The sequence below is a fragment of the Pseudomonas imperatae genome, assembly GCF_057128625.1.
Genome location: NZ_JBSKHP010000003.1, coordinates 116955 through 139749, shown reverse-complemented (window position 1 = coordinate 139749; position 22795 = coordinate 116955). Strand labels below are relative to the sequence as shown.

Sequence of the window (22795 nt, the reverse complement as noted above, 5' to 3'; positions counted from 1 at the left end):
TGTCCTTAAACTTCTACGGGCGTGTCGGGGTGGTTGCCCCATTCGCCCCATGAACCGGCGTAGCCCTTGACGCGCGGGTAACCGAGCGCCTTGGCCACCAGGTAAGTAAAACCGGAACGGTGGTGGGTCTGGCAGTGGGTAATGATTTCCTTGTCCGGGGTGATGCCCAGGGCCTCAAGGATTTCAGGCATGTCAGTGCGGATGCGCAGCTCGCGGGTCTTGTCCATGCCGGCGGTCCACTCGAAGTTGACCGCGCCGGGGATGTGCCCGCCCTTGGCCGCCAACACCTTCTCGCCGCTGTATTCCAGCGGGCCGCGGGCGTCCCAGATGGCCAGGTCGGCGGCGCCGAGGCGGCTCTGCAGGTATTCGCGGGTGGCGGTGGGCTCGTCGTGCAGGGTCAGGGCGACGCTGCCGGCGTGGGCCGCGGGTACGTCCTGGGTCAGTGGCAGTTGCGCCGCTTCCCAGGCCAGCACGCCGCCGTCCAGGTAGTGGTATTTCCGGTGGCCGATCACGTCCAGCAACCAGATGAAACGGCCGGCCCAGCCGCCGCCTTCGTCGTCGTACACCACGTAGACCGCGTCAGCGTTGTGGCCCAGTTCGCCGAACAGCGCCTGCAGCGCGGGCAGCGTGGGCATGAGCCCCGGCGCGGGCGGCTGGCCCAGTTGGGTGCGCTTGGGGTCGACGAAGCGGGCGCCCTGGATGTGGCCGGCGCCATAGCGCGCGGCGCTGGTGAGGTCGACCAGGATCAGCTCTGGAGCATCGAGGCGCTGTTGCAGCTGAGCGGCTTCGATCACCAGCGGCAGGCCCGAGAAATCAGCCATGTGAGGTCTCCAGATGGAAAAGAGGGGAGCGATTGTAGCGCATGCGTCAGGCGCCGCGCTTGCTGAACAGGGTCAGCGCGCGTTCGATGCACTGGGCCGTCCTGGCGACGGCTTGCACCGAGATTTCCGCGAAGGGCAGGCCGCCCTGGTCGGCCACCAGCAGCATCACCACCCGTTCGTTGCTGGCCAGCGAGCGCAGCAGCAGGTGCTCGCCCTTGAACAGGCCGCGCAGGCTGGAAGGAAGCAGCGCCGAGAACTGCGCGTTGTTCTGCGGGGTCAGGCGGATCTGCGCCGGCTTGCTCAGCAGCCGTTGCAGCACGGTGCTCTGGCTGACCAGCAGGTTCAGGCTGGCGGCTTCTTCGGGCAGGCCGGCCACCTGGTGCACGCGCAGGTTGGTCTGGTTCTTGTCGAGCATCAGCAGCATCACCCGGCGCATGCCGCAGGCCAGCAACGCATCGCGGGCGAAGGTGGTCAGGTGCATGGCGTTGGTGAAGCGGCTGGGCTCCACCAGCAGCTCGGTGCAGTGCTTGCGCCAGGTGGCCAGGTCTTCGGCGGTGGGCGGCGGCGCGGGTTGCAGGCCGCGGTGCACGCGGCGGGTGCCCCAGGGCCAGATCAACGCCTCGGCCGGGTGCCACAGGGCCGGCGCGGCGTAATGACGGGCGTTCTGCACCGCCTGCTGGTGCACCTGCTGTTGCAGTTCATCCAGCGGCATCTGCAGGTACATGCACGTCAGGTACTGCCAGCGCAGGATGTGTGGGGTGTCCCAGGCTTCCTGTGCGGCCAGGGCCAGGCCGTTGGCCAGCACCACGGTGTTGGCCGGCTGGTTGAGCCAGCGGCGCAGGCCGGGGTCGTCGTCCAGGCGTTGCTGCTGGCGCAGGCGGTGCTCTTCGTCGCGGGCAATGTGCAGCACTTTGACGAACTCGCGCTGCTCGTCCAGCAGCAGGTTGTAGCCGTGGTGAATCCAGGCGGGCAGGCGCCACAACTGGGCCAGGCTCTGGCACAGGTTCAGCAGGCGCACGCCGAACAGCTCCAGCTCGACCTTGGCCACGGCTTCGCCCTTGTGCACCACGCGCAGCTCCCATTCTTCCAGCAGGCTGGGGTGGGTGATGGCCAGTGGCCAAAGGGGCGACAGGAACAGCAGGCTGCCCCAGTGGATCTCCTGCCACAGGCGCGCAAGCCGTGCGGCGAACAGGCCGTTGGCCTGCTGCGCGGCGTGCTGGCTGATCAGCAGCAACTGCCGCAGGCCGCGCGGGATGTCTTCGGGCTGCGCGGTGGGCAGGCGTTCCAGCAGCTCCTCGGTACGCTTGAGCCCCAGGCGGTTGAGGGCGATTTCCAGGCTCTCCACCGGCTCGGCCAGGCTCTGGTGCACCGGGTGGTTGGCCTCGCGAATCACGCTCAGCACCAGGGCTGGGCTATCCTGCATCAGCTCGGCAATGTCGCGCAGCGAACTGCGGCTATCGCCCAGGGCTGCCTGCACCCGCTCATGGCTTGCCATGGGGATGGGCAAACGCACGCTGTCGAGCAGCTTGAGCCAGTCTGGAAGGGTACGGGGAGTCTTGGTAGGCACGTTGGGCTCAATTGGCATGCTGTTGGGACCGAACTGGCTTTTCACCTTTTCAGGCTATAGTCTGGCGCAGAACTGCCGATAAGTAGAACAAGAGATTTAGAATCTTGCGCCCTCACCCTGACCACGACATGTAAGTGCTTCCAATCTATGGCTAAAATTATCGGCATCATCGTCGTATTCGCGAGTGTGCTCGGCGGATACGTTCTATCCCACGGTAAGATCGCAGCGTTGATTCAGCCTTTCGAAGTGCTGATCATCGGTGGTGCCGCCTTTGGTGCCTTCCTGCAGGCCAACCCGGGCTACATGACCATGAAGGTCATCAAGAAGTCCCTGGGCATGTTCAAGTCGCGGTTCTCGCACAGCTTCTATATGGAAGTGCTGGGCCTGGTCTACGAGATCCTCAACAAGAGCCGTCGCGAAGGCATGATGGCGATCGAGAGCGATATCGAGGACGCCGCTGCCAGCCCCATTTTCGCCAAGTACCCCACCGTGCTCAAAGACGAGCGCATGACCGCCTACATCTGCGATTACCTGCGCATCATGTCCTCCGGCAACATGGCGCCCCACGAGCTGGAAGGCCTGTTCGACATGGAACTGCAGAGCATGAAGGAAGAGCTCGAGCACACCTCCCACGCCGTGACCGGCATCGCCGACGGCATGCCCGGCTTCGGTATCGTGGCCGCGGTACTGGGTATCGTGGTGACCATGGCCTCGCTGGGTGATGGCGACAAGGCCGTGATCGGCGCCCACGTGGGCGGCGCGCTGGTCGGTACCTTCTTCGGTATTCTGGCGGCGTACGGCTTCATGGGCCCGCTGGCCACCTCCCTGGGCCATGACGCCAAGGAAGAGGTCAACCTGTACGAAGCCATCAAGGCTTCCCTGGTGGCCTCGGCCTCGGGCATGCCGCCGTCGCTGGCCGTGGAGTTCGGCCGCAAGGTGCTGTTCCCCGCCCATCGCCCAAGCTTCGCCGAGCTGGAACAAGCAGTTCGCGGTCGCTGAGTCATGGAAAATAACCAGCCGATAATCATCAAGCGCGTCAAGCGCTTCGCCGGTGGCCACCACGGCGGTGCCTGGAAAATCGCCTTCGCCGACTTTGCCACGGCGATGATGGCGTTCTTCCTGGTGCTGTGGTTGCTGTCCACCGCCACCCCGGAGCAGAAGCTGGCCATCGCCGGCTACTTCCAGGACCCGGTGGGCTTCTCCGAGAGTGGGTCGCCCTACATCATCGACATGGGCGGCACGCCTAAGCTGGCGCCGGACAAGACCTTGAACCCGGACATCGAGACCTCGCCGCCGACGCCGCAGACGCCGGACAAGATCAACGAGAACGACGCCGAGGCCGCTGCCGAGAAGATCGACCAGGAACGCCTGAACCTGCTGTTGCAGGAGCTGCAGAACAAGGTCGACCAGAACCCGCAGCTGCAGAAGTTCAAGGACCAGATCCTCTTCGAGATCACCCAGGAAGGCCTGCGCATCCAGATCATGGACGCCGAGAACCGGCCCATGTTCGACACGGGCAGCGCGCGCCTGAAGCCGTATTTCGAAGACATCCTGCTGGCCATGGCCGACACCATCAAGGCGGTGCCGAACAAGATCAGCGTCAGCGGCCACACCGACGCCCAGCCGTACGCAGGCCAGGGCGACTTCGGCAACTGGGAGCTGTCGGCCAACCGCGCCAACGCCGCGCGTCGCGCGCTGGAAGGTGGCGGTTACCCGGATGACCAGGTGGCGCGCGTAGTGGGTTATGCCTCTTCGTCGCTGTTTGACCGCAAGAACCCGCTGAACCCGGTCAACCGCCGCATCGACATCGTGGTGTTGACCAAGAAGGCCCAGCGCGAGATCGAGGGCGAGACCAAGCCGGATGCGCCACCCGCAGCGCCTGGCGCTGATGGCAAGCCTGCCGCGCCGGCTGCCCCTGGTGCCGCCGGCAAGCCGGGCGCCGCCATCGATCCGAACGCGCCGGTGCAGCCCCACGAGCTACGCCAGAAGCTGAACCTGTTCGAAGACGGCACGCTGAAAATGGACGAGCCGGCCAAGTAAGCCGCCGGCACTTCCGCCAACGCCCGCCCCGACCCTGTCGCGGCGGGCGTTGTGCGTTTCAGGCATGCAGGGTGATGGCGCCGACGATGGTGCGGGTGCTCCAGCCGCATTCGGCGTTGGCGGCGTTGCGCACCGTGGGCGAAATACGTTCCGGGCCGAACGGCTTGACGGCGATGATGGGCTTGCCTAACCGTCGGGCTACCTCGATTTCCTTGTCGATCCACTTGCCGAAGGTGGGGTACACCCCGGCCATGATCACCAGTGCCGAACAGGGCCGCAGGTGCTCGACGATGGCCTGTTCGAAGGCCTGCGCGTCCAGCTCGATCACCGGGTGCGGCGCCGGCACGCTGTGGCCCTGGAAGGTGAACGCAGGCTCCATCCGCAGTAGGTCCTGCAGGCGTTCATAGGCGTCCGAGTAGCGCCAGGATTGGCTGATGAACAGGTGATAGGTCGACATGGCAGTCCCTTTCCGTCGTGGTGAATGGCGGGGCTGACAATCGTTCAGATGTGTTTCATGGGGCAATAGATGGCAGGAAAAAGAGACCGTTCCTACATCACACGGTAAAAATTCCTACAGAAATTTCCCACAGGCACAGCCTGCCCGTAGCAGCTGCCGCAGGCTGCGTCGCTTCTGCGAGCGACGCGGCCTGCGGCCGCTGCTACGGGATTGCAGGTTAGTAGGTGTCTTCGGGCAGGCTCGCAATGATCGAGCGGTAGCTGTTCATCCGCTGCTGCTGCACGCGGCCTTCTTCCAGCGCCTTGAGCAGCGCGCAGCCCGGCTCGCGGTCGTGCTTGCAGTCGCGGAAGCGGCAGCGGCCCAGCAGGTCGTCGAACTCGATGAAGCCCGCCTCCACGTCCGCGCGGCTCACGTGGCCCAGGCCGAATTCACGAATACCGGGGGAGTCGATCAGCTCGCCGCCGCCGGGGAAGTGGAACAGCCGCGCGGTGGTGGTGGTGTGGGTGCCCTGGCCGGACAGCTCCGACAGCGGGCCCACGCGGGTCTGCACTTCCGGCAGCAGGCTGTTGACCAGCGACGACTTGCCCACGCCCGACTGGCCGACGAACACGCTGATGTGCCCGTCCAGCTGCGCCTGCAACTGCTGCATGCCGTCGCCATGGTGGGCCGACACTTCCAGCAGCGGGTAGCCCAGCTGGCGGTACACGGCCAGCAGCGCGTTCAGCGCCGGGGCGTTCTGCTCGTCGATCAGGTCGGCCTTGTTCAGCAGCAGCAGCGGGCGGATGCCGGCGTGCTCGGCGGCCACCAGGTAGCGGTCGATGAGGTTGGCGTGCGGCTCGGGCATGGGCGCGAAGACGATCACGATCAGGTCGACGTTGGCCGCCACCGGCTTCAGCTGGCCACGGCTGTCGGGCCGGCATAGCTCGGTGGTGCGCGGCAACTGCGCGACGATCACGCCGATGCCCTGGTTGCCGGCGCGCCACACTACGGTGTCACCGGTCACCAGTGCCGGCAGGTTGGCCCGCAGGTGGCAGCGGAATACCTGGCCCGCCAGCTCGCCTTCCTGGGCTTCCACCTCGACCTGCACGCCGAAGTGGGCGATGACCAGGCCGGTCTGCTCAGGGCCCAGGTCGCCGCCTTCCAGCACCTCGAGGGTGTGGGACTCGCGTTTGGCGGCGCGCGCGGCGCGCTCGCCCTGGATTTTTTCGATGCGCCAGTTCTGGCGACGGTTGAGCTGGCGTTTGGCCATGAGTGTTCCGTGCAGGGGGTAATTAAAACGGCGACGAGTTTAGCATGCCCGGCTGAGCTAAACTGCGCAGTCAAGCCGAGGAGCCCCCACATGCAAAACGCGAACAACCTGATCTGGATCGACCTGGAAATGACCGGCCTGGACCCGGACAGCGACGTCATCATCGAAATGGCGACCATCGTCACCGACAGTGACCTCAACACCCTGGCCGAAGGCCCGGTCATCGCCATTCACCACAGCGACGAAGTGCTGGCGCGCATGGACGAGTGGAACACCCGCACCCACGGCAACTCGGGCCTGACCCAGCGCGTGCGCGAAAGCAAGATCAGCATGGCCGAGGCCGAGGCCCAGACCATCGCCTTCCTGGAACAGTGGGTACCCAAGGGCAAGTCGCCGATCTGCGGCAACAGCATCTGTCAGGACCGCCGCTTCCTGTACCGCCACATGCGCGGCCTGGAAACCTACTTCCACTACCGCAACCTGGACGTCTCCACCCTCAAGGAACTGGCCGCGCGCTGGGCGCCGGAGGTGAAGGACAGCTTCAAGAAAGGCAGCACCCACCTGGCCCTGGACGACATCCGCGAGTCCATCGCCGAGCTGCAGCACTACCGCCAGCATTTCATCAAGTTCTGATCAGGCTGACGCTCGCAACGTCCTGATTTTCCTTGTTGCGTCGACGGTTACGGATGCCTCGCAGGTGTTCGCTTTACCTGCGATGAGGCCGGCGCCGGCTTTGCCAGCAGGAAACAATTGGCAATCCCTCTTCCATTGAATTGTTGCTTGCGGGGCGCCAACATTGCCGTCGTCGTCACTTGGCGATACGGGCTTGGCGGCCTGCCGAACAGATGCAACACTCGCAGTCGTAATCGCTAGCGGTTCATCCGGTAGCGAGTTGCGTTATGGTGAGTTGCGCACGGACTTCCTCGGAAGTGCCGGTTTCCTGTTCCGGTCCGCCAACCCTGCGTAACCCGCCACCCATTTCTGCTTGGCGGCAGAGCAAGTGGTCCAGCTAACAGGAGATGTAACGATGAACGATGCCGTTCCGCACACCACGCAAGGCCAGGTTTCCTTCGCTGCGTGTGGTTCTACTGCAACCCCAATCTTCTCAGTAAACCCTGGTATCCACGTTTTAGACGCCTTGGCCCATAGCTCCAACCTGCAGCACATCGCTAATCAGCTGATGACGGACGCTGCCTTGGGTGACGCCGGGGCTCATATGGCGTGGGCAGCAGTGTATCTAGGGGAGATGGCGCAGGCGATTGTCGAAGATTTGACGATCACGGCGGTGACACATCAAGAGGTTTGAGGTGGTCTAGCGCTTGGGCTGGATTAGCAGCTGGCTCGGCGTTCCTGGTCTGCAAAACCGTGCTATACCGACATCAAGGATCGAGTTACGGCACCGACATACGATTGCTACGTGTGCGGTTCGAGCCGCCTGTCTGGATTAAGCGGACACCAAGCTGATGCTATTGACTAACGCTTGTACGCGCCCATAATTTTCGCCCGCAAAACCAAATGCCCATGGATGGTGCAAGAGAGGTGACTCTTGATTTTTTCCGAACAAAAAGTGGCCCAAATGGCGGCTTTCTTTTTGGCTCGCCGTGAGGCCCCTATGGCCCACATCAAGTTGATGAAGCTGCTGTATCTGGCTGACCGCTTGAGCATGGAACGGTATGACGTTCCAATGACTGACGATTTCCAATGCAATATGAAAAACGGACCAGTGTTGTCTTCCACGCTGGACCTGATGAACGGCGCCCGGCCAAGTCTGGCGTGGAGTGCTTTGATCTCACCCATCCAGAATCATCAGGTCCAACTCCAGCGTCAGTTCGCCTGGGACGAGCTGGATGAGCTATCCAGAGCTGATCGGGCCATACTCGACGAGATTTTTTCCAAGTATGGCCACATGAATCGCTGGAAGCTTGTCGATCTCGTTCATGAGCTGCCGGAGTGGGAAAATCCAGGTGCCTCCAGCAAGGCTATCAACACGGAAGTGACGTTTGAGTCCTTTGGATGCACCAAAGCGCAAGCGCACGAGAAGGTTGAGCTGCTTCGCATCCGCAACCAGCTAGGGCAGAAACTATCTGAGATGTCGTGATGCCAGGGAATGTTTTTCAGCAGGGAACGTTGTTGATGCACACAGGGCCGTCTCATCATTTGCATATTGTGATGAACGATCCTGTTTTTTGTCAGGTTTTGGGCGAACTCAGCGTGTTGGTGGTCAACCTATCCTCGGTCAGGGAAACGGGCAGGCATGATACGAGCTGTATCCTCGCTCCGGGGTGTCATCCGTTTGTGCGAAGAGATAGCTGGGTTGTGTACGGTGAGGCAGCTGTACTTCGGCTTCCTCGATTGGAAGCGGACATCGTCGCAGGCGGAACAATCCCGCATCTTCCGGTGAGTCTTGATGTCTTCCGCGCGGTGCGTGCGGGCTTCGATCGTTCACCTCATGTAAAGCTCAAAATCGAGCGTTACATTCGACATCATTCTCTTTAGGTCCGTGTTGCCTGGCATTCGCCTAGACCTGGTGCCTGTTGCTGGACGCAATCGTGGTGGCAGCTGCTACGCAACCCCCTGTAGCAGCGGCCGCCAGGCCGCGTCCCAGGCGCCGCGGTCATGGCGTTGCAGGCTCAGGCACGCGCAGCGTGCTGCTTCAACGCCCACTCCACATGCTCGCGCACCAGCTCCGACGGGTAATCGCGCCGCGCTTCCAGCGCTTCCAGCACCGGAATGGTCGACGGCGCGTTGCCCAGCCCCACTGCCAGGTTGCGCAGCCAGCGCTCGTAGCCGGCGCGGCGCAGGGGCGAGCCCTCGGTGCTGCTGAGGAATTTCTCTTCATCCCACAGGAACAGCTCCGCCAGCCCGGCGTTGTCGAGGTTGTGCCGCGGCTTGAAGTCGCTTTCCCCGGTGGGCCGCGCGAAGCGGTTCCATGGGCAGACGATCTGGCAGTCGTCGCAGCCGAACACGCGGTTGCCGATCAGCGGCCGCAAATCCTCGGGAATCGCGGTCTTCAGCTCGATGGTCAGGTACGAGATGCACCGGCGCGCGTCCAGTACGTACGGCCCGACGAAGGCGTTGGTGGGGCAGATGTCCAGGCAGGCGCTGCAACGGCCGCAGTGCTCGGTGGCATGCGGTTCGTCCACCGGCAGCGGCAGGTCGACGAACAGTTCGCTGAGGAAGAAGTAGCTGCCGGCCTTGCGGTTGAGGATCAGGGTGTTCTTGCCCAACCAGCCCAGGCCGGCCTGTTCGGCGATGGCTTTTTCCAGCACCGGGGCGCTGTCGACGAAGGCGCGGAAGCCGAACGGGCCGATGGCCTGCTGGATGCGGTCGGCCAGCTGTTGCACGCGCTTGCGGATCAGCTTGTGGTAGTCGCGGCCCAGGGCGTAGCGCGAGATGTAGGCCTTCTCGGGCTGGGCCAGCAACTGCGCCATGGCCGTGTCGCCGGGCAGGTAGTCCATGCGCAGCGACACCACGCGCAAGGTGCCCGGCACCAGTTCGTCGGGGTGCGAGCGCTTGCTGCCGTGGGCGCCCATGTACTCCATGTCGCCGTGGTAGCCGGCGTCCAGCCAGCGTTGCAGGTGGTGTTCGTGCTCACCCAGGTCCAGGCCGGCGATGCCGACTTGCTGGAAGCCCAGTTCGCGGCCCCATTCCTTGATGGAGAGGGCCAGGGCGGGGAGATCGGCGGTAAGGGCGGACATGCGAAGAGGGAAACCGGTGCTGAGGTAGGTATAATTCTGCCAGACATCGCCAGCGAACGTTCAAACATGCCACTGCCAGACGACGATATGCCCGACTTGCTGTACAGCGCGGCCCAGGTGCGCGCGCTGGATGCCGCCCTGATCGCGGCCGGTACCGATGGTTTTGAATTGATGCAGCGCGCCGCCCACGGCGCCTGGCGCGCCTTGCGCCGGCGCTGGCCAGAGGCTGGCGAGATCACCGTGTTGACCGGCCACGGCAACAATGCCGGCGACGGTTTCCTCATGGCCGCCCTGGCGCGGCGCGCCGGCTGGGTGGTGACAGTGTTCGCGGTGGGCGACACTTCGGCGCTGAATGGCGACGCCGCCAGCGCGCTGGCCGAGGCCAGGGCGGCCCAGGTGGACATCCTCCCGTGGCTGCCAGGCGTGGCCTTGCGGGGCGTGCTGGTGGACGCGCTGCTGGGCACCGGGCTCAAGGGCGCCGTGCGCGCGCCGTACGCCGAAGCCATCGAGGCGATCAACGGTAGCGGCCAGCCAGTGCTGGCGGTGGATATCCCCTCGGGGCTGTGCGCCGACACCGGCCAGGCGTTGGGCCAGGCGGTACATGCCGACCTGACCGTAACCTTTATAGGCCTCAAGTTCGGCCTGTTCAGCGGCCAGGCCGCGGATCACGTCGGCCAATTGCTGTTCGATAGCCTGCAGGCCGACGCCGCCATCGTCGCCGCCAGCCCGGCCGTGGCCCGGCGCCTGAGCCCGGCGTCGCTGCCGCGGCCGGCGCCGCGGCCCATGACCGCGCACAAGGGCCAGTACGGCCAGGTGCTGGTCATCGGCGGCGACCACGGCACTGGCGGCGCCACCCTGATGAGCGCCGAGGCCGCGTTGCGTAGCGGCGCCGGTATGGTCAGCCTGGTCACCCGCGCCGAACACGTGGCCGCGGCGCTGACCCGCCTGCCCGAGGTGATGACCCTGGGCGTGCATTCGTCCAACCAGCTGCTGGACCCGCTGGACAAGGCTGACGTACTGGTAGTCGGCCCCGGGCTGGGCCAGGCCAGCTGGGGCCGCAGCCTGTTGTCCATTGCCGCCACTGGCTCTCAAGCCCAGGTCTGGGATGCCGACGCATTGAATCAGCTGGCGCAGGGGCTGGTGCGTCTGCCGGCTGGCTCGATCATCACCCCGCATCCCGGCGAGGCGGCGCGTCTGTTGGGCGTGACCACGGCCCAGGTGCAGGCCGACCGTGCCCACGCGGCGCTGGCCTTGGCCAAGAAGTTTTCAGCAATTTGTGTATTGAAGGGCGCCGGCAGCCTGGTCGCCGCCCCCGACGGCCGCCTGGCCCTGTGCGCCCACGGCCACCCGGCCATGGCTACGGCCGGCTTGGGCGACGTGCTGGCCGGTGTGCTGGGGGCGCTTCTGGCCCAGCACCTGGCCCCGTATGATGCCGCCTGCCTGGGCGTGTGGCTGCATGCCCGCGCCGGCGAGCAGCAAGGTGTGAATGGCCGCGGGCTGGCGGCCACCGATCTGATTCCAGCCATTCGTCAGTTGTTTGAGGAGTTGTCCCCGTGTCTGAAGTAGAGCTGTTTCTGGGCGATGAAAACGCCATGGTCGAGTTTGGCGGGCGCCTGGCGAAGATTACCCAGGCGGTGGGGGTCATTTTCCTCGAAGGCGACCTGGGCGCAGGCAAAACCACGCTCTCCAGGGGCCTGATCCGCGGCCTGGGGCACGAGGGCGCAGTGAAAAGCCCGACCTTCACGCTGGTGGAACCTTACGAGTTCCCGAGCTTTCGGGCCTATCATTTTGATCTGTATCGCCTTGTCGATCCCGAAGAACTGGAATTTCTTGGCATTCGGGATTACTTTGAAGGTGACGCTCTCTGTCTGATCGAGTGGCCTCAGCGTGGCGCGGGCTTTTTGCCAAAGCCTGACCTGACCATTACCATACGCCCCCACGCGGGCGGCCGTTCACTGACTCTGACGCCACAGGGCGCGCGTGGCGAGTCGTGGTGTGCCGTCCTGGCACAGGAAATCAAATAATTTTGGGTGGGTGTCTGTATGCGCATTCGCGCGCTGGTCGCGTTCGTGGGGTTGCTGTTGGCGACAGTTGTCGTCGACGCGTTTGCGGCTTCTCAGGTCAAGAGCGTTCGCCTGTGGCGAGCGCCGGATAACACGCGCCTGGTGTTCGACCTGTCGGGGCCGGTGGAACACAGCCTGTTCACCCTGCAGTCCCCGGACCGCCTGGTCATCGACATCAACGGCGCCACCCTGGCCGGCCCCTTGAACCTGCCCATCGCCAACACGCCGATCACTTCGGTGCGTTCGGCCCAGCGCACGCCCACCGATCTGCGCGTGGTCATCGACCTGAAGAAGGCGGTGACGCCGAAAAGCTTCTCCCTGGCGCCCAACCAGCAGTACGGCAACCGCCTGGTGGTCGACCTGTTCGACAACGCCGCCGACGCCGCGCCGCAGCCGCCGGAACCCACCGTGGCCACCACCCCGGCAGTACCGGTGACGCCTGCGCAGCCGGCCATCAAGCTGGCGCCGGTGCCCAACGGCAAGCGTGACATCATCGTCGCCATCGACGCCGGCCACGGCGGCGAAGACCCGGGTGCCTCGGGCTCGCGGGGCCAGCACGAAAAAGACATCACCCTGCAGATCGCCCGCGAGCTGCAGCGCCAGATCAACGGCGAGAAAGGCTTCCGCGCCGAACTGACCCGCACCGGCGACTACTTCATCCCGCTGCGCCAGCGCACCGAAATCGCCCGCAAGAAGGGCGCCGACCTGTTCGTGTCCATTCACGCCGACGCCGCGCCATCCTCGGCGGCCGTGGGCGCCTCGGTGTTTGCCCTGTCCGAACGTGGCGCTACTTCCGAGACCGCGCGCTGGCTGGCCGACAGCGAAAACCGTTCCGACCTGATCGGTGGCGCCGGGGCCGTGAGCCTCGACGACAAGGACAAGATGCTCGCCGGCGTGCTGCTGGACCTGTCCATGACCGCCTCGCTCAGCTCCAGCCTCAACGTCGGCCAGAAGGTGCTGAGCAACATCGGCCGCGTGACGCCACTGCACAAGGCGCGGGTCGAGCAGGCCGGCTTCATGGTGCTGAAGTCGCCGGATATTCCGTCGATCCTGGTGGAAACCGGGTTCATCTCCAACGCCGGCGAGGCGGCCAAGCTGCAAAGCTCCAGCCACCAGCAGGCCCTGGCCCGTTCCATCACCAGCGGTGTGCGCCAGTTCTTCCAGCAGAACCCGCCACCGGGTACCTACATCGCCTGGCTGCGTGACAGCGGCAAGCTGGCCCAGGGCCCCACCGAGCACGTGGTGCGCCCCGGCGAAACCCTGCCGATGCTGGCCGTGCGCTACAACCAGTCGGTGGCTACCTTGCGCAGCGCCAACAACCTCACCACTGACGAGCTGAAGATAGGCCAGACCTTGAATATCCCGGCCACTGTACTGGCGGCCCAGCAATGACTTCGTCCGCACGCATCGAGCTGCTCAGCCCGCGGCTCGCGAACCAGATTGCCGCCGGTGAAGTGGTTGAACGCCCGGCTTCGGTGATCAAGGAGCTGCTGGAAAACAGCCTGGACTCCGGTGCCCGGCGCATCGACGTGGAAGTCGAGCAGGGCGGCGTCAAGCTGCTGCGCGTGCGCGACGACGGCGGCGGCATCGCCTCTGACGACCTGCCGCTGGCGCTGGCGCGTCACGCCACCAGCAAGATCCGCGACCTGGAAGACCTGGAACGGGTGATGAGCCTGGGCTTCCGTGGCGAGGCCCTGGCCTCGATCAGCTCGGTGGCGCGCCTGACCCTGACCTCGCGCACCCGCGACGCCGACCAGGCCTGGCAGGTGGAGACCGAAGGCCGCGACATGGCCCCGCGCGTGCAGCCGGCGGCGCACCCGGTGGGCACCTCGGTGGAGGTGCGCGACCTGTTCTTCAACACCCCGGCGCGGCGCAAGTTCCTCAAGACCGAAAAGACCGAATTCGACCACCTCCAGGAAGTGATCAAGCGCCTGGCGCTGGCGCGTTTCGACGTGGCCTTCCACCTGCGCCACAACGGCAAGACCATCCTCAGCCTGCACGAGGCCAACGACGAGATCGCCCGCGCGCGCCGCGTGGCGTCCATCTGCGGCCCGGGCTTCCTGGAGCAGGCGCTGCCCATCGAGATCGAGCGCAACGGCCTGCACCTGTGGGGCTGGGTGGGCCTGCCGACCTTCTCGCGCAGCCAGGCTGACCTGCAGTACTTCTTCGTCAATGGCCGTGCGGTGCGCGACAAACTGGTGGCCCACGCGGTGCGCCAGGCCTACCGCGACGTGCTGTTCAACGGTCGCCACCCGACCTTCGTGCTGTTCTTCGAGGTCGACCCGACGGTGGTCGACGTCAACGTGCACCCTACCAAGCACGAAGTGCGCTTCCGTGACGGGCGCATGGTGCACGACTTCCTCTATGGCACCCTGCACCGTGCCCTGGCTGACGTGCGTCCCGAAGACCAGCTGCCCACGGCCGCTGCCGTCGAGCCCGTGGCCCGGCCCAGCGGCCTGGCCGCCGGTGAGTTCGGCCCCCAGGGCGAGATGCGCCTGGCGGCCAACCTGCTCGAACAACAGCAGCAGGAGCCCGCCAGCCGCGGCTACAGCAGCAGCTCGGGCGCCGGCTACCAGTATGTGCCGCGCCCGGCGCAGCCCATGCCCACGGCCGAGACCCAGGCCGCCTACCGCGAATTCTACGCGCCGCTGCCCCAGCAAGCCGGGGTTGCCGCGCCAAGCCTGCCCGAGGGGCAGGGCGATATCCCGCCGCTGGGCTACGCGCTGGCGCAGCTCAAGGGCATCTATATTCTTGCCGAGAACGCCCAGGGCCTGGTGCTGGTGGACATGCACGCCGCCCACGAGCGCATCATGTACGAGCGCCTGAAGGTGGCCATGGCCAGCGAAGGCCTCAGCGGCCAGCCGCTGCTGGTGCCCGAGTCCATCGCCGTCAGCCAGCGCGAGGCCGACTGCGCCGAGGAACACGCGGGCTGGTTCCAGCGCCTGGGCTTCGAGCTGCAGCGCCTGGGCCCGGAAAGCCTGGCTATCCGCCAGATCCCGGCGCTGCTCAAGCAGGCCGAGGCCAACCGCCTGGTGCACGATGTGCTGGCCGACCTGATGGAATACGGCACCAGTGACCGTATCCAGGCGCACCTGAACGAACTGCTGGGCACCATGGCCTGCCACGGCGCCATCCGCGCCAACCGGCGCCTGGCCATCCCGGAAATGAACGGCCTGCTGCGCGACATGGAAAACACTGAGCGCAGCGGCCAATGCAACCATGGCCGACCGACCTGGACCCAGATGGGCCTGGATGATCTGGACAAACTATTCCTGCGTGGCCGTTGATTGCGATGAGTGCGTTACCCCCTGCGATATTCCTGATGGGCCCCACGGCCGCCGGCAAGACTGACCTGGCCATTGAACTGAGCAAGGTGCTGCCCTGCGAGCTGATCAGCGTCGACTCGGCGCTGGTCTACCGCGGCATGGATATCGGCACCGCCAAGCCTTCCAAGGCGCTGCTGGCCGCCCACCCGCACCGTCTGATCGACATTCTCGACCCGGCCCAGGCCTATTCCGCCGCCGAATTCCGCGCCGACGCCCTGCAGGCGATGGCCGAGATCAGCGCGCGCGGAAACATCCCGTTGCTGGTTGGTGGCACGATGTTGTATTTCAAGGCGTTACTGGATGGCCTGGCCGACATGCCGGCCGCCGACGCCGCCGTGCGCGAGGAGCTCGAAGCCATGGCCCAGGCCGGCGGGTTGCAGGCCTTGCACGATGAACTGGCCCGCGTGGACCCGGTATCGGCGGCGCGCATCCACCCCAACGACCCCCAGCGCCTGATCCGTGCACTGGAGGTTTACCGGGTAAGCGGTTCCAGCATGACCGAGCACCGCGCGCGTCAATCTGCGCAAAGTACCGACGCAGGCGCTCCGGGCGGCGGTCAATTGCCCTATACTGTTGCCAGCCTGGCGATCGCGCCAACCGATCGCAAGGTGCTGCACGACCGTATTGCCCTGCGTTTTCGGCAAATGCTGGAACAGGGCTTCGTCGACGAGGTCAGAGCCCTGCGTGCCAGAAGTGACTTGCACGCGGGCCTGCCGTCTATACGTGCGGTGGGGTATCGCCAGGTCTGGGATCATCTGGATGGCAAGCTGAGCTCGGTGGAAATGCAGGAGCGGGGCATCATCGCTACACGCCAACTGGCCAAGCGACAGTTCACCTGGCTTAGAAGCTTCGGTGATCTTCACTGGCTGGACAGTCTGGCTTGTGACAATCTGCCACGCACCTTGAAATACCTTGGAACGGTCTCCATATTGAGCTGAGTCCTTGTAATTGCCGTCTATCCTTGGGGTGAGACGGCCTAAGCCATCATTTTTTCTGATTTTTCTTACTATTGATCCTTAAAGGAGTGCGGCACATGTCAAAAGGGCATTCGCTACAAGACCCTTACTTGAATACATTGCGTAAAGAGAAGGTCGGTGTTTCGATCTATCTCGTTAACGGTATCAAGTTGCAAGGTACGATCGAATCGTTCGACCAGTTCGTGATTCTGCTGAAGAACACCGTCAGCCAGATGGTCTACAAGCACGCTGTCTCCACCGTCGTTCCCGTACGCCCGATCCGTCTGCCTAGCGCAACCGAATCCGAGCATGGCGACGTCGAACCAGGTAACGCCTGATAGGAGTCTGCTTTGTTCTTTGAGCGCCACGGTGGTGGTGAGCGGGCAATTCTCGTTCACTTGGATGGTCAGGACCCTGAGGCGCGCGAAGATCCGCAGGAGTTTCAGGAGCTGGCCACGTCGGCCGGCGCCGAAACTGTCGCGTTCGTCAACGTGGCGCGGCATCAGCCCACGGCCAAATACCTGATTGGCAGCGGCAAGGTCGAGGAATTGCGCGACCGGGTCAAAGCCGAACAGGTAGATCTGGTGATTTTCAATCACACCCTCACACCTTCCCAGGAACGTAACCTCGAGCGTGCTTTCGAGTGTCGCGTGCTGGACCGTACCGGTCTGATCCTGGATATCTTCGCCCAGCGGGCGCGCACCCATGAAGGCAAGCTGCAGGTGGAACTCGCCCAGCTCGAGCACATGAGTACGCGACTGGTTCGCGGCTGGACCCACCTTGAGCGCCAGAAAGGCGGTATCGGCCTGCGTGGCCCGGGTGAAACCCAGCTGGAAACCGACCGCCGCCTGCTGCGGGTACGCCTGCGCCAGATCAAGGGCCGGCTGGAGAAGGTGCGCAGCCAGCGCGAGCAGGCCCGTCGTGGCCGGCGCCGTGCCGACATCCCTTCGATTTCACTGGTGGGCTACACCAACGCCGGCAAATCGACCCTGTTCAACGCCGTGACCTCGTCCGAGGTGTACGCCGCCGACCAACTGTTCGCCACCCTCGACCCGACCCTGCGTCGCCTCGAGCTGGACGACCTGGGGCCGGTGATCCTCGCCGACACCGTGGGTTTCATTCGCCACCTGCCGCACAAGCTTGTCGAGGCTTTCCGGGCTACGCTCGAAGAGTCGAGCAACTCCGACCTGCTGCTGCACGTGATCGACGCCCATGAGCCGGAGCGCATGGCGCAGATCGAACAGGTGATGGCGGTGCTCACCGAGATCGGTGCCCAAGGGTTGCCGATCCTGGAGGTGTATAACAAACTCGACCTGCTTGAGGGGGTAGAGCCGCAGATCCAGCGCGATGCCGACGGCAAGCCGCAGCGGGTCTGGGTTTCGGCGCGTGACGGGCGTGGCCTGGACCTGGTGAAACAGGCCGTGGCGGAGCTGCTGGGTGACGACCTGTTCGTCGGCACCCTGCGCCTGCCGCAACGCATGGGGCGCCTGCGAGCGCAGTTCTTCGAGATGGGTGTGGTGCAGAGCGAGACGCATGACGAGGAGGGCGCCAGCCTGCTGGCGGTGCGCGTGCCTCGTGTCGAACTCAACCGTCTGGTCAGCCGGGCAGGGATGGAACCGCTGGAATTCATCGAGCAACACACTTTGCAATAAAAGCCCTGCAATGCGGCGATGCCGCGAGCTCGGGCATTCTGTAGCATTGGTTGGCGCGCCGTGGGTGCGTCTTTGCTTTATCAGATGGAGAGCGCTATGGCTTGGAATGAGCCGGGTGGCAACTCGAACAATCAGGATCCTTGGGGTGGCAAGCGCCGTGGGGGCGACCGCAAGGGGCCACCGGATCTCGACGAAGCCTTCCGAAAGCTGCAGGAAAGCCTGAACGGTTTGTTCGGTGGTGGAAAAAAACGCACGGGTGATGGCGGCGGTTCGTCCAGGGGCGGTGGCTTCGGCCTGCTCGGGATCGGGCTGGTCGTGCTGGCGGCTATCTGGCTGTACAGCGCCATCTACGTGGTGGACGAGCAGGAGCAGGCCGTGGTGCTGCGCTTCGGCAAGTACTACGAGACCGTCGGTTCGGGCCTGAATATCTACTTCCCGCCCATCGACAAGAAGTACCTGGAAAACGTGACGCGCGAGCGTACGTACACCAAGCAGGGGCAGATGCTCACCGAGGACGAGAACATCGTCGAGGTGCCGCTGACCGTGCAATACCGCATCAGCAACCTGCAGGACTTCGTGCTTAACGTCGACCAGCCGGAAGTCAGCCTGCAGCACGCCACCGACAGCGCCCTGCGCCACGTGGTGGGGTCCACCACCATGGACCAGGTGCTGACCGAGGGCCGCGAGCTGATGGCCAGCGAGATCAAGAAGCGCCTGCAGGGCTTCATGGACACGTACAAGACCGGTATCACCATTACCCAGGTCAACGTGCAGAGCGCGGCCGCCCCGCGTGAAGTCCAGGAAGCCTTCGACGATGTGATCCGTGCCCGTGAAGACGAGCAGCGTTCGCGCAACCAGGCCGAGACCTACGCCAACGGCGTGGTGCCCGAGGCCCGTGGCCAGGCGCAGCGCATCATCGAGGACGCCAACGGCTACCGCGATGAAGTGGTGTCGCGCGCCAAGGGTGAGGCCGACCGCTTCACCAAGCTGGTGACCGAGTACCGCAAGGCACCGGAAGTCACCCGCCAGCGCCTGTACCTGGAAACCATGCAGGACGTCTACAGCAACACCAGCAAGGTGCTGGTGAGCAGCGAGAAAGGGGGTAACAACCTGATCTACCTGCCGCTGGACAAGATGGTCAATGCCAGCCATGGCCCAGCGCCAGTGGCGTCGGGCAGCGTGACGCCGTCGGTGACCGACGCGGCGGGCGCCCGTGCAGCGGCCGATCTGCAACAGCAACAACGTGAACTGCGTTCCAGGGAGAGTCGCTGATGGGCAATAAATCACTGATCGCCCTGATCGTTGGCGTGGTACTGGCCATCGTGGCGTGGAACAGCTTCTACATCGTGTCCCAGACCGAGCGCGCCGTGCTGCTGCGCTTCGGCCGCGTGGTACAGGCCGATGTAGCCCCCGGCCTGCACGTGAAAGTGCCGTACGTGAACCAGGTGCGCAAGTTCGACGCACGCCTGATGACCCTCGACGCCCCGACCCAGCGGTTCCTGACCCTGGAGAAGAAAGCGGTGATGGTCGACGCGTACGCCAAGTGGCGCGTGAAGGACGCCGAGCGTTTCTACACCGCTACCTCGGGTATCAAGCAGATCGCCGACGACCGCCTGTCCCGCCGCCTGGAATCGGGCCTGCGTGACCAGTTCGGCAAGCGCACCCTGCACGAAGTGGTGTCGGGCCAGCGTGACGAGTTGATGGCGGGCATCACCGAGTCGCTGAACAAGATGGCCAATGACGAGTTGGGCATCGAAGTCATCGACGTGCGGGTGAAGGCCATCGACCTGCCGAAGGAAGTCAACAAGAGTGTCTTCGACCGCATGAGCACCGAGCGCGAGCGTGAAGCCCGCGAGCACCGCGCCAAGGGTAACGAGCTGGCCGAAGGCATCCGTGCCGACGCCGATCGTCAACGCCGCGTGTTGCTGGCCGAGGCCTATCGCGAGTCCGAGGAAGCCCGCGGTGACGGCGACGCCCAGGCGGCCGCCATCTACGCCAAGGCCTACGGCCAGGACCAGGAGTTCTACTCCTTCTACCGTAGCCTGCAGGCGTACCGTCAAAGCTTCTCCAACAAGAGCGACGTGCTGGTGCTGGACCCAAGCAGCGATTTCTTCCGCTACATGGAAAAGTACAAGCCGTGATGAAGGTACCCGCCGGGCGGTCAAATCGCCCGGCGGGGTGACCAAATCTGAAAACGTGTTATGATGCGGCAGCCGGGAAATTCCCGGCTTTTTTGCGTCTGCAAGATCGATTGGCCCTTCGTGCCAGTCTTTTGCATAGTGTTTCAGACTGTTTCCAAAGTAATCGAGGGCAATGGCTCAAGCAGGCAGGGCGGCATGAAAACCGCCGCACGTTGCCTCGCCGTTGCCTGCTTCACTCAAGGCTCGCAAGAATGCGTGCCGCCCGGATCATAGGGGAAAGGCGTAATGGCAACGGTAGACCGCTGGCTGCTGCCAGATGGCATCGAAGAAGTACTGCCGCCGGAAGCGGCGCGCATCGAAGTAGCGCGTCGCCAGGTGTTGGATCTGTTCCAGAGCTGGGGCTACGAGTTCGTCGTCACCCCGCATATCGAGTACCTGGAGTCGCTGCTTACCGGCGCCGGCCAGGACCTGGATCTGCGCACCTTCAAGGTCGTCGACCCGCAATCCGGGCGCCAGATGGGCTTCCGTGCCGACATCACCCCGCAGGTGGCGCGCATCGACGCCCACACCCTGCGCCGTGAAGGCCCGAGCCGCCTGTGCTACGCCGGCAGCGTGCTGCACGCCCAGCCGCGTGCCCTGTCGTCCTCGCGCAGCCCCATCCAGCTGGGTGCCGAGCTGTACGGCGACGCCAGCCCGAGCAGCGATGTCGAAGTCATCAGCCTGATGCTGGCTATGCTTCAACTGGCAGACGTGCCGGATGTGCACATGGACCTGGGCCACGTGGGCATCTACCGTGGCCTGGCCCGCGCCGCCGGCCTGTCGGGCAGCGTCGAGCAACAGCTGTTCGATGCCCTGCAGCGCAAGGCCATCGACGAAGTCATCGCCCTGACCGAAGGGCTGCCGGCGGACCTGGCGGCCATGCTGCGCGCCCTGGTCGAGCTGTGCGGCGGTTCGGAAGTGTTCGCCGAGGCGCGCGTGCGCCTGGCCAACGCCCCGGCCCCGGTGATCGCGGCCCTGGATGACCTGCAAGCCATCGCCGAGCGCCTGGCTGCGCGTTTCCCCGAGCTGCCCCTGTATTTCGACCTGGGCGAGCTGCGCGGCTACCACTACCACACCGGTGTGGTATTCGCGGTGTTCGTCCCGGGTGTCGGCCAGTCGATCGCCCAGGGCGGTCGGTATGACGATATCGGCGCCGACTTCGGTCGTGCGCGCCCGGCAACGGGCTTCTCCACCGACCTCAAGACCCTGGTTACCCTGGGTCGCGCCGAAGTGGAACTGCCTAGCGGTGGCATCTGGATGCCAGACAGCACCGATGCGGCACTCTGGCAGCAGGTCTGCCAGCTGCGTCGTGAAGGCCAGCGTGTGGTCCAGGCGTTGCCTGGGCAGGCGTTGAGCGCGGCCGTCGAGGCCGATTGCGACCGCCAATTGATTCAGCAGAACGGGCTGTGGCAGGTACTGCCGCTGGCTTCTTGAGTTTTCCTGCCGGCCAACGCCGGCACCAAGTTTGCGCGAATGAGGACAAGTGTCATGGGTAAGAATGTCGTAGTCCTGGGCACCCAGTGGGGTGATGAGGGCAAAGGCAAGATCGTTGATCTGCTGACCGAACATGCAGCCGCCGTAGTGCGCTACCAAGGTGGCCACAACGCTGGCCACACCCTGGTGATCGACGGTGAGAAAACCGTCCTGCACCTGATTCCGTCGGGCGTGCTGCGCGAAGGCGTGCAGTGCCTGATCGGCAACGGCGTGGTGGTAGCACCCGACGCCCTGCTGCGTGAGATCGTCAAGCTGGAAGAGAAGGGCGTACCGGTGCGCGAGCGCCTGCGCATCAGCCCATCCTGCCCGCTGATCCTGTCCTACCACGTGGCCCTGGACCAGGCCCGCGAGAAAGCCCGTGGCGAGCTGAAGATCGGCACCACCGGCCGCGGCATCGGCCCAGCGTATGAAGACAAGGTGGCACGCCGTGGCCTGCGCATCGGTGACCTGTTCCACCGCGAGCGTTTCGCCGCCAAGCTGGGCGAGCTGCTGGACTACCACAACTTCGTCCTGGTGAATTACTACAAAGAGCCGGCCATCGACTTCCAGAAGACCCTGGACGAGTGCATGGAATACGCCGAGCTGCTGAAGCCGATGATGCTCGACGTCACCGCCGAACTGCACGAGCTGCGTCGCGCTGGCAAGGACATCATGTTCGAAGGCGCCCAGGGCTCGCTGCTGGACATCGACCACGGTACCTACCCGTACGTCACCAGCTCCAACACCACGGCTGGCGGCATCGCCACCGGTTCGGGCGTGGGTCCGATGTACCTGGACTACATCCTGGGCATCACCAAGGCCTACACCACTCGCGTCGGTTCGGGCCCGTTCCCTACCGAGCTGTTCGATGACGTCGGTGCCTTCCTGGCCAAGCGCGGCCATGAGTTCGGTGCCACCACCGGCCGTGCCCGTCGTTGCGGCTGGTTCGACGCCGTCATCCTGCGTCGCGCCATCGACGTCAACAGCATCTCGGGCATCTGCCTGACCAAGCTGGACGTGCTGGACGGCCTGGAAACCATCAACATCTGCGTGGGCTACAAGAACGCCGACGGCGCCGTCATCGACGCACCGACCGACGCTGACAGCTACATCGGCCTGGAGCCGGTGTACGAGCAGATGCCAGGCTGGAGCGAGTCGACCCTGGGCGCCAAGTCCCTGGACGAACTGCCAGCCGCTGCCCGTGCGTACATCAAGCGCATCGAAGAGCTGGTCGGCGCGCCGATCGACATCGTTTCCACCGGCCCGGACCGCAACGAGACCATCGTGCTGCGTCACCCGTTCGCCTAAGAAAC

Annotated in this window: 21 protein-coding genes; 16 read left to right on the top strand and 5 right to left on the bottom strand. The window is 64.6% G+C overall.

Features of this window, described 5'->3' with window-relative positions:
- Nucleotides 1-5: 5 nt before the first annotated feature.
- A complete protein-coding gene (locus ACWKWX_RS05335) occupies nt 6-821 on the bottom strand; it encodes a rhodanese-like domain-containing protein (RefSeq protein ID WP_416422142.1) in 816 nt (271 codons plus the stop codon).
- 46 nt (nt 822-867) lie between these two features.
- On the bottom strand, nt 868-2406 hold the full coding sequence (locus ACWKWX_RS05330; protein WP_483827164.1) for an HDOD domain-containing protein: 1539 nt from the start codon (nt 2404-2406) through the stop codon (nt 868-870).
- Nucleotides 2407-2535: 129 nt separating this feature from the next.
- Here ACWKWX_RS05330 and motA point away from each other — a divergent pair, with 129 nt between their 5' ends.
- Nucleotides 2536-3387: a flagellar motor stator protein MotA gene (gene motA, locus ACWKWX_RS05325; RefSeq protein ID WP_416422144.1), complete on the top strand. Its 852-nt coding sequence runs from the start codon at nt 2536-2538 to the stop codon at nt 3385-3387.
- A 3-nt stretch (nt 3388-3390) separates the two neighbouring features.
- Nucleotides 3391-4428, top strand: coding sequence for a flagellar motor protein MotB (gene motB / locus ACWKWX_RS05320; RefSeq protein WP_483827163.1), 1038 nt, complete (start codon nt 3391-3393; stop codon nt 4426-4428).
- 58 nt (nt 4429-4486) lie between these two features.
- Here motB and ACWKWX_RS05315 read toward each other — a convergent pair whose 3' ends face one another.
- Both ACWKWX_RS05315 and rsgA read right to left on the bottom strand, forming a co-directional pair.
- A complete protein-coding gene (locus ACWKWX_RS05315) occupies nt 4487-4885 on the bottom strand; it encodes a TIR domain-containing protein (RefSeq protein WP_416422146.1) in 399 nt (132 codons plus the stop codon).
- 217 nt (nt 4886-5102) lie between these two features.
- Nucleotides 5103-6134: a small ribosomal subunit biogenesis GTPase RsgA gene (gene rsgA / locus ACWKWX_RS05310; protein ID WP_416422147.1), complete on the bottom strand. Its 1032-nt coding sequence runs from the start codon at nt 6132-6134 to the stop codon at nt 5103-5105.
- A 90-nt stretch (nt 6135-6224) separates the two neighbouring features.
- Here rsgA and orn point away from each other — a divergent pair, with 90 nt between their 5' ends.
- The 3 genes from orn to ACWKWX_RS05295 all read left to right on the top strand — a co-directional run bounded on the left by orn (nt 6225) and on the right by ACWKWX_RS05295 (nt 8232).
- The gene (gene orn / locus ACWKWX_RS05305) at nt 6225-6767 is read left to right on the top strand and encodes an oligoribonuclease (RefSeq protein WP_416422148.1); all 543 of its coding nucleotides are present in this window, start codon (nt 6225-6227) and stop codon (nt 6765-6767) included.
- 394 nt (nt 6768-7161) lie between these two features.
- Nucleotides 7162-7440, top strand: a complete 279-nt coding sequence (locus ACWKWX_RS05300; protein WP_416422149.1) for a DUF3077 domain-containing protein — start codon at nt 7162-7164, stop codon at nt 7438-7440.
- 240 nt (nt 7441-7680) lie between these two features.
- The gene (locus ACWKWX_RS05295; RefSeq protein WP_483827162.1) at nt 7681-8232 is read left to right on the top strand and encodes a Panacea domain-containing protein; all 552 of its coding nucleotides are present in this window, start codon (nt 7681-7683) and stop codon (nt 8230-8232) included.
- A gap of 532 nt (nt 8233-8764) precedes the next feature.
- Here the strand turns inward: ACWKWX_RS05295 and queG are convergent.
- Nucleotides 8765-9832 (bottom strand): tRNA epoxyqueuosine(34) reductase QueG, encoded by a 1068-nt coding sequence (queG, locus tag ACWKWX_RS05290; protein WP_476294768.1) that lies wholly within the window; start codon nt 9830-9832, stop codon nt 8765-8767.
- Between the two features lie 66 nt (nt 9833-9898).
- Here queG and ACWKWX_RS05285 point away from each other — a divergent pair, with 66 nt between their 5' ends.
- The 11 genes from ACWKWX_RS05285 to ACWKWX_RS05235 all read left to right on the top strand — a co-directional run bounded on the left by ACWKWX_RS05285 (nt 9899) and on the right by ACWKWX_RS05235 (nt 22790).
- A complete protein-coding gene (locus ACWKWX_RS05285) occupies nt 9899-11398 on the top strand; it encodes an NAD(P)H-hydrate dehydratase (RefSeq protein WP_483827161.1) in 1500 nt (499 codons plus the stop codon).
- The gene (tsaE, locus tag ACWKWX_RS05280; RefSeq protein ID WP_416422153.1) at nt 11386-11856 is read left to right on the top strand and encodes a tRNA (adenosine(37)-N6)-threonylcarbamoyltransferase complex ATPase subunit type 1 TsaE; all 471 of its coding nucleotides are present in this window, start codon (nt 11386-11388) and stop codon (nt 11854-11856) included. The genes ACWKWX_RS05285 and tsaE overlap by 13 nt, the downstream gene beginning before the upstream one ends.
- A 6-nt stretch (nt 11857-11862) precedes the next feature.
- Entirely contained in the window at nt 11863-13287 is a 1425-nt protein-coding gene (locus tag ACWKWX_RS05275; protein ID WP_416422154.1) for an N-acetylmuramoyl-L-alanine amidase, read from the top strand.
- On the top strand, nt 13284-15182 hold the full coding sequence (gene mutL / locus ACWKWX_RS05270; RefSeq protein ID WP_473005200.1) for a DNA mismatch repair endonuclease MutL: 1899 nt from the start codon (nt 13284-13286) through the stop codon (nt 15180-15182). The genes ACWKWX_RS05275 and mutL overlap by 4 nt, the downstream gene beginning before the upstream one ends.
- A 5-nt stretch (nt 15183-15187) precedes the next feature.
- A complete protein-coding gene (miaA, locus tag ACWKWX_RS05265) occupies nt 15188-16159 on the top strand; it encodes a tRNA (adenosine(37)-N6)-dimethylallyltransferase MiaA (protein ID WP_416422156.1) in 972 nt (323 codons plus the stop codon).
- 95 nt (nt 16160-16254) lie between these two features.
- Nucleotides 16255-16515, top strand: coding sequence for an RNA chaperone Hfq (gene hfq, locus ACWKWX_RS05260; protein ID WP_008368554.1), 261 nt, complete (start codon nt 16255-16257; stop codon nt 16513-16515).
- A gap of 12 nt (nt 16516-16527) precedes the next feature.
- Nucleotides 16528-17829, top strand: coding sequence for a ribosome rescue GTPase HflX (gene hflX, locus ACWKWX_RS05255; RefSeq protein WP_416422157.1), 1302 nt, complete (start codon nt 16528-16530; stop codon nt 17827-17829).
- Nucleotides 17830-17925: 96 nt separating this feature from the next.
- On the top strand, nt 17926-19101 hold the full coding sequence (hflK, locus tag ACWKWX_RS05250; protein ID WP_416422158.1) for an FtsH protease activity modulator HflK: 1176 nt from the start codon (nt 17926-17928) through the stop codon (nt 19099-19101).
- Nucleotides 19101-19970, top strand: a complete 870-nt coding sequence (hflC, locus tag ACWKWX_RS05245) for a protease modulator HflC (RefSeq protein WP_416422159.1) — start codon at nt 19101-19103, stop codon at nt 19968-19970. Before hflK ends, hflC begins: the two co-directional genes overlap by 1 nt.
- 285 nt (nt 19971-20255) lie before the next feature.
- Nucleotides 20256-21443 carry an ATP phosphoribosyltransferase regulatory subunit gene (locus ACWKWX_RS05240; protein WP_416422160.1) on the top strand — a complete coding sequence of 396 codons (1188 nt, stop codon included), beginning with the start codon at nt 20256-20258 and terminating at the stop codon, nt 21441-21443.
- A gap of 54 nt (nt 21444-21497) precedes the next feature.
- The gene (locus ACWKWX_RS05235) at nt 21498-22790 is read left to right on the top strand and encodes an adenylosuccinate synthase (RefSeq protein WP_027979707.1); all 1293 of its coding nucleotides are present in this window, start codon (nt 21498-21500) and stop codon (nt 22788-22790) included.
- The last annotated feature ends 5 nt before the right edge of the window (nt 22791-22795 follow it).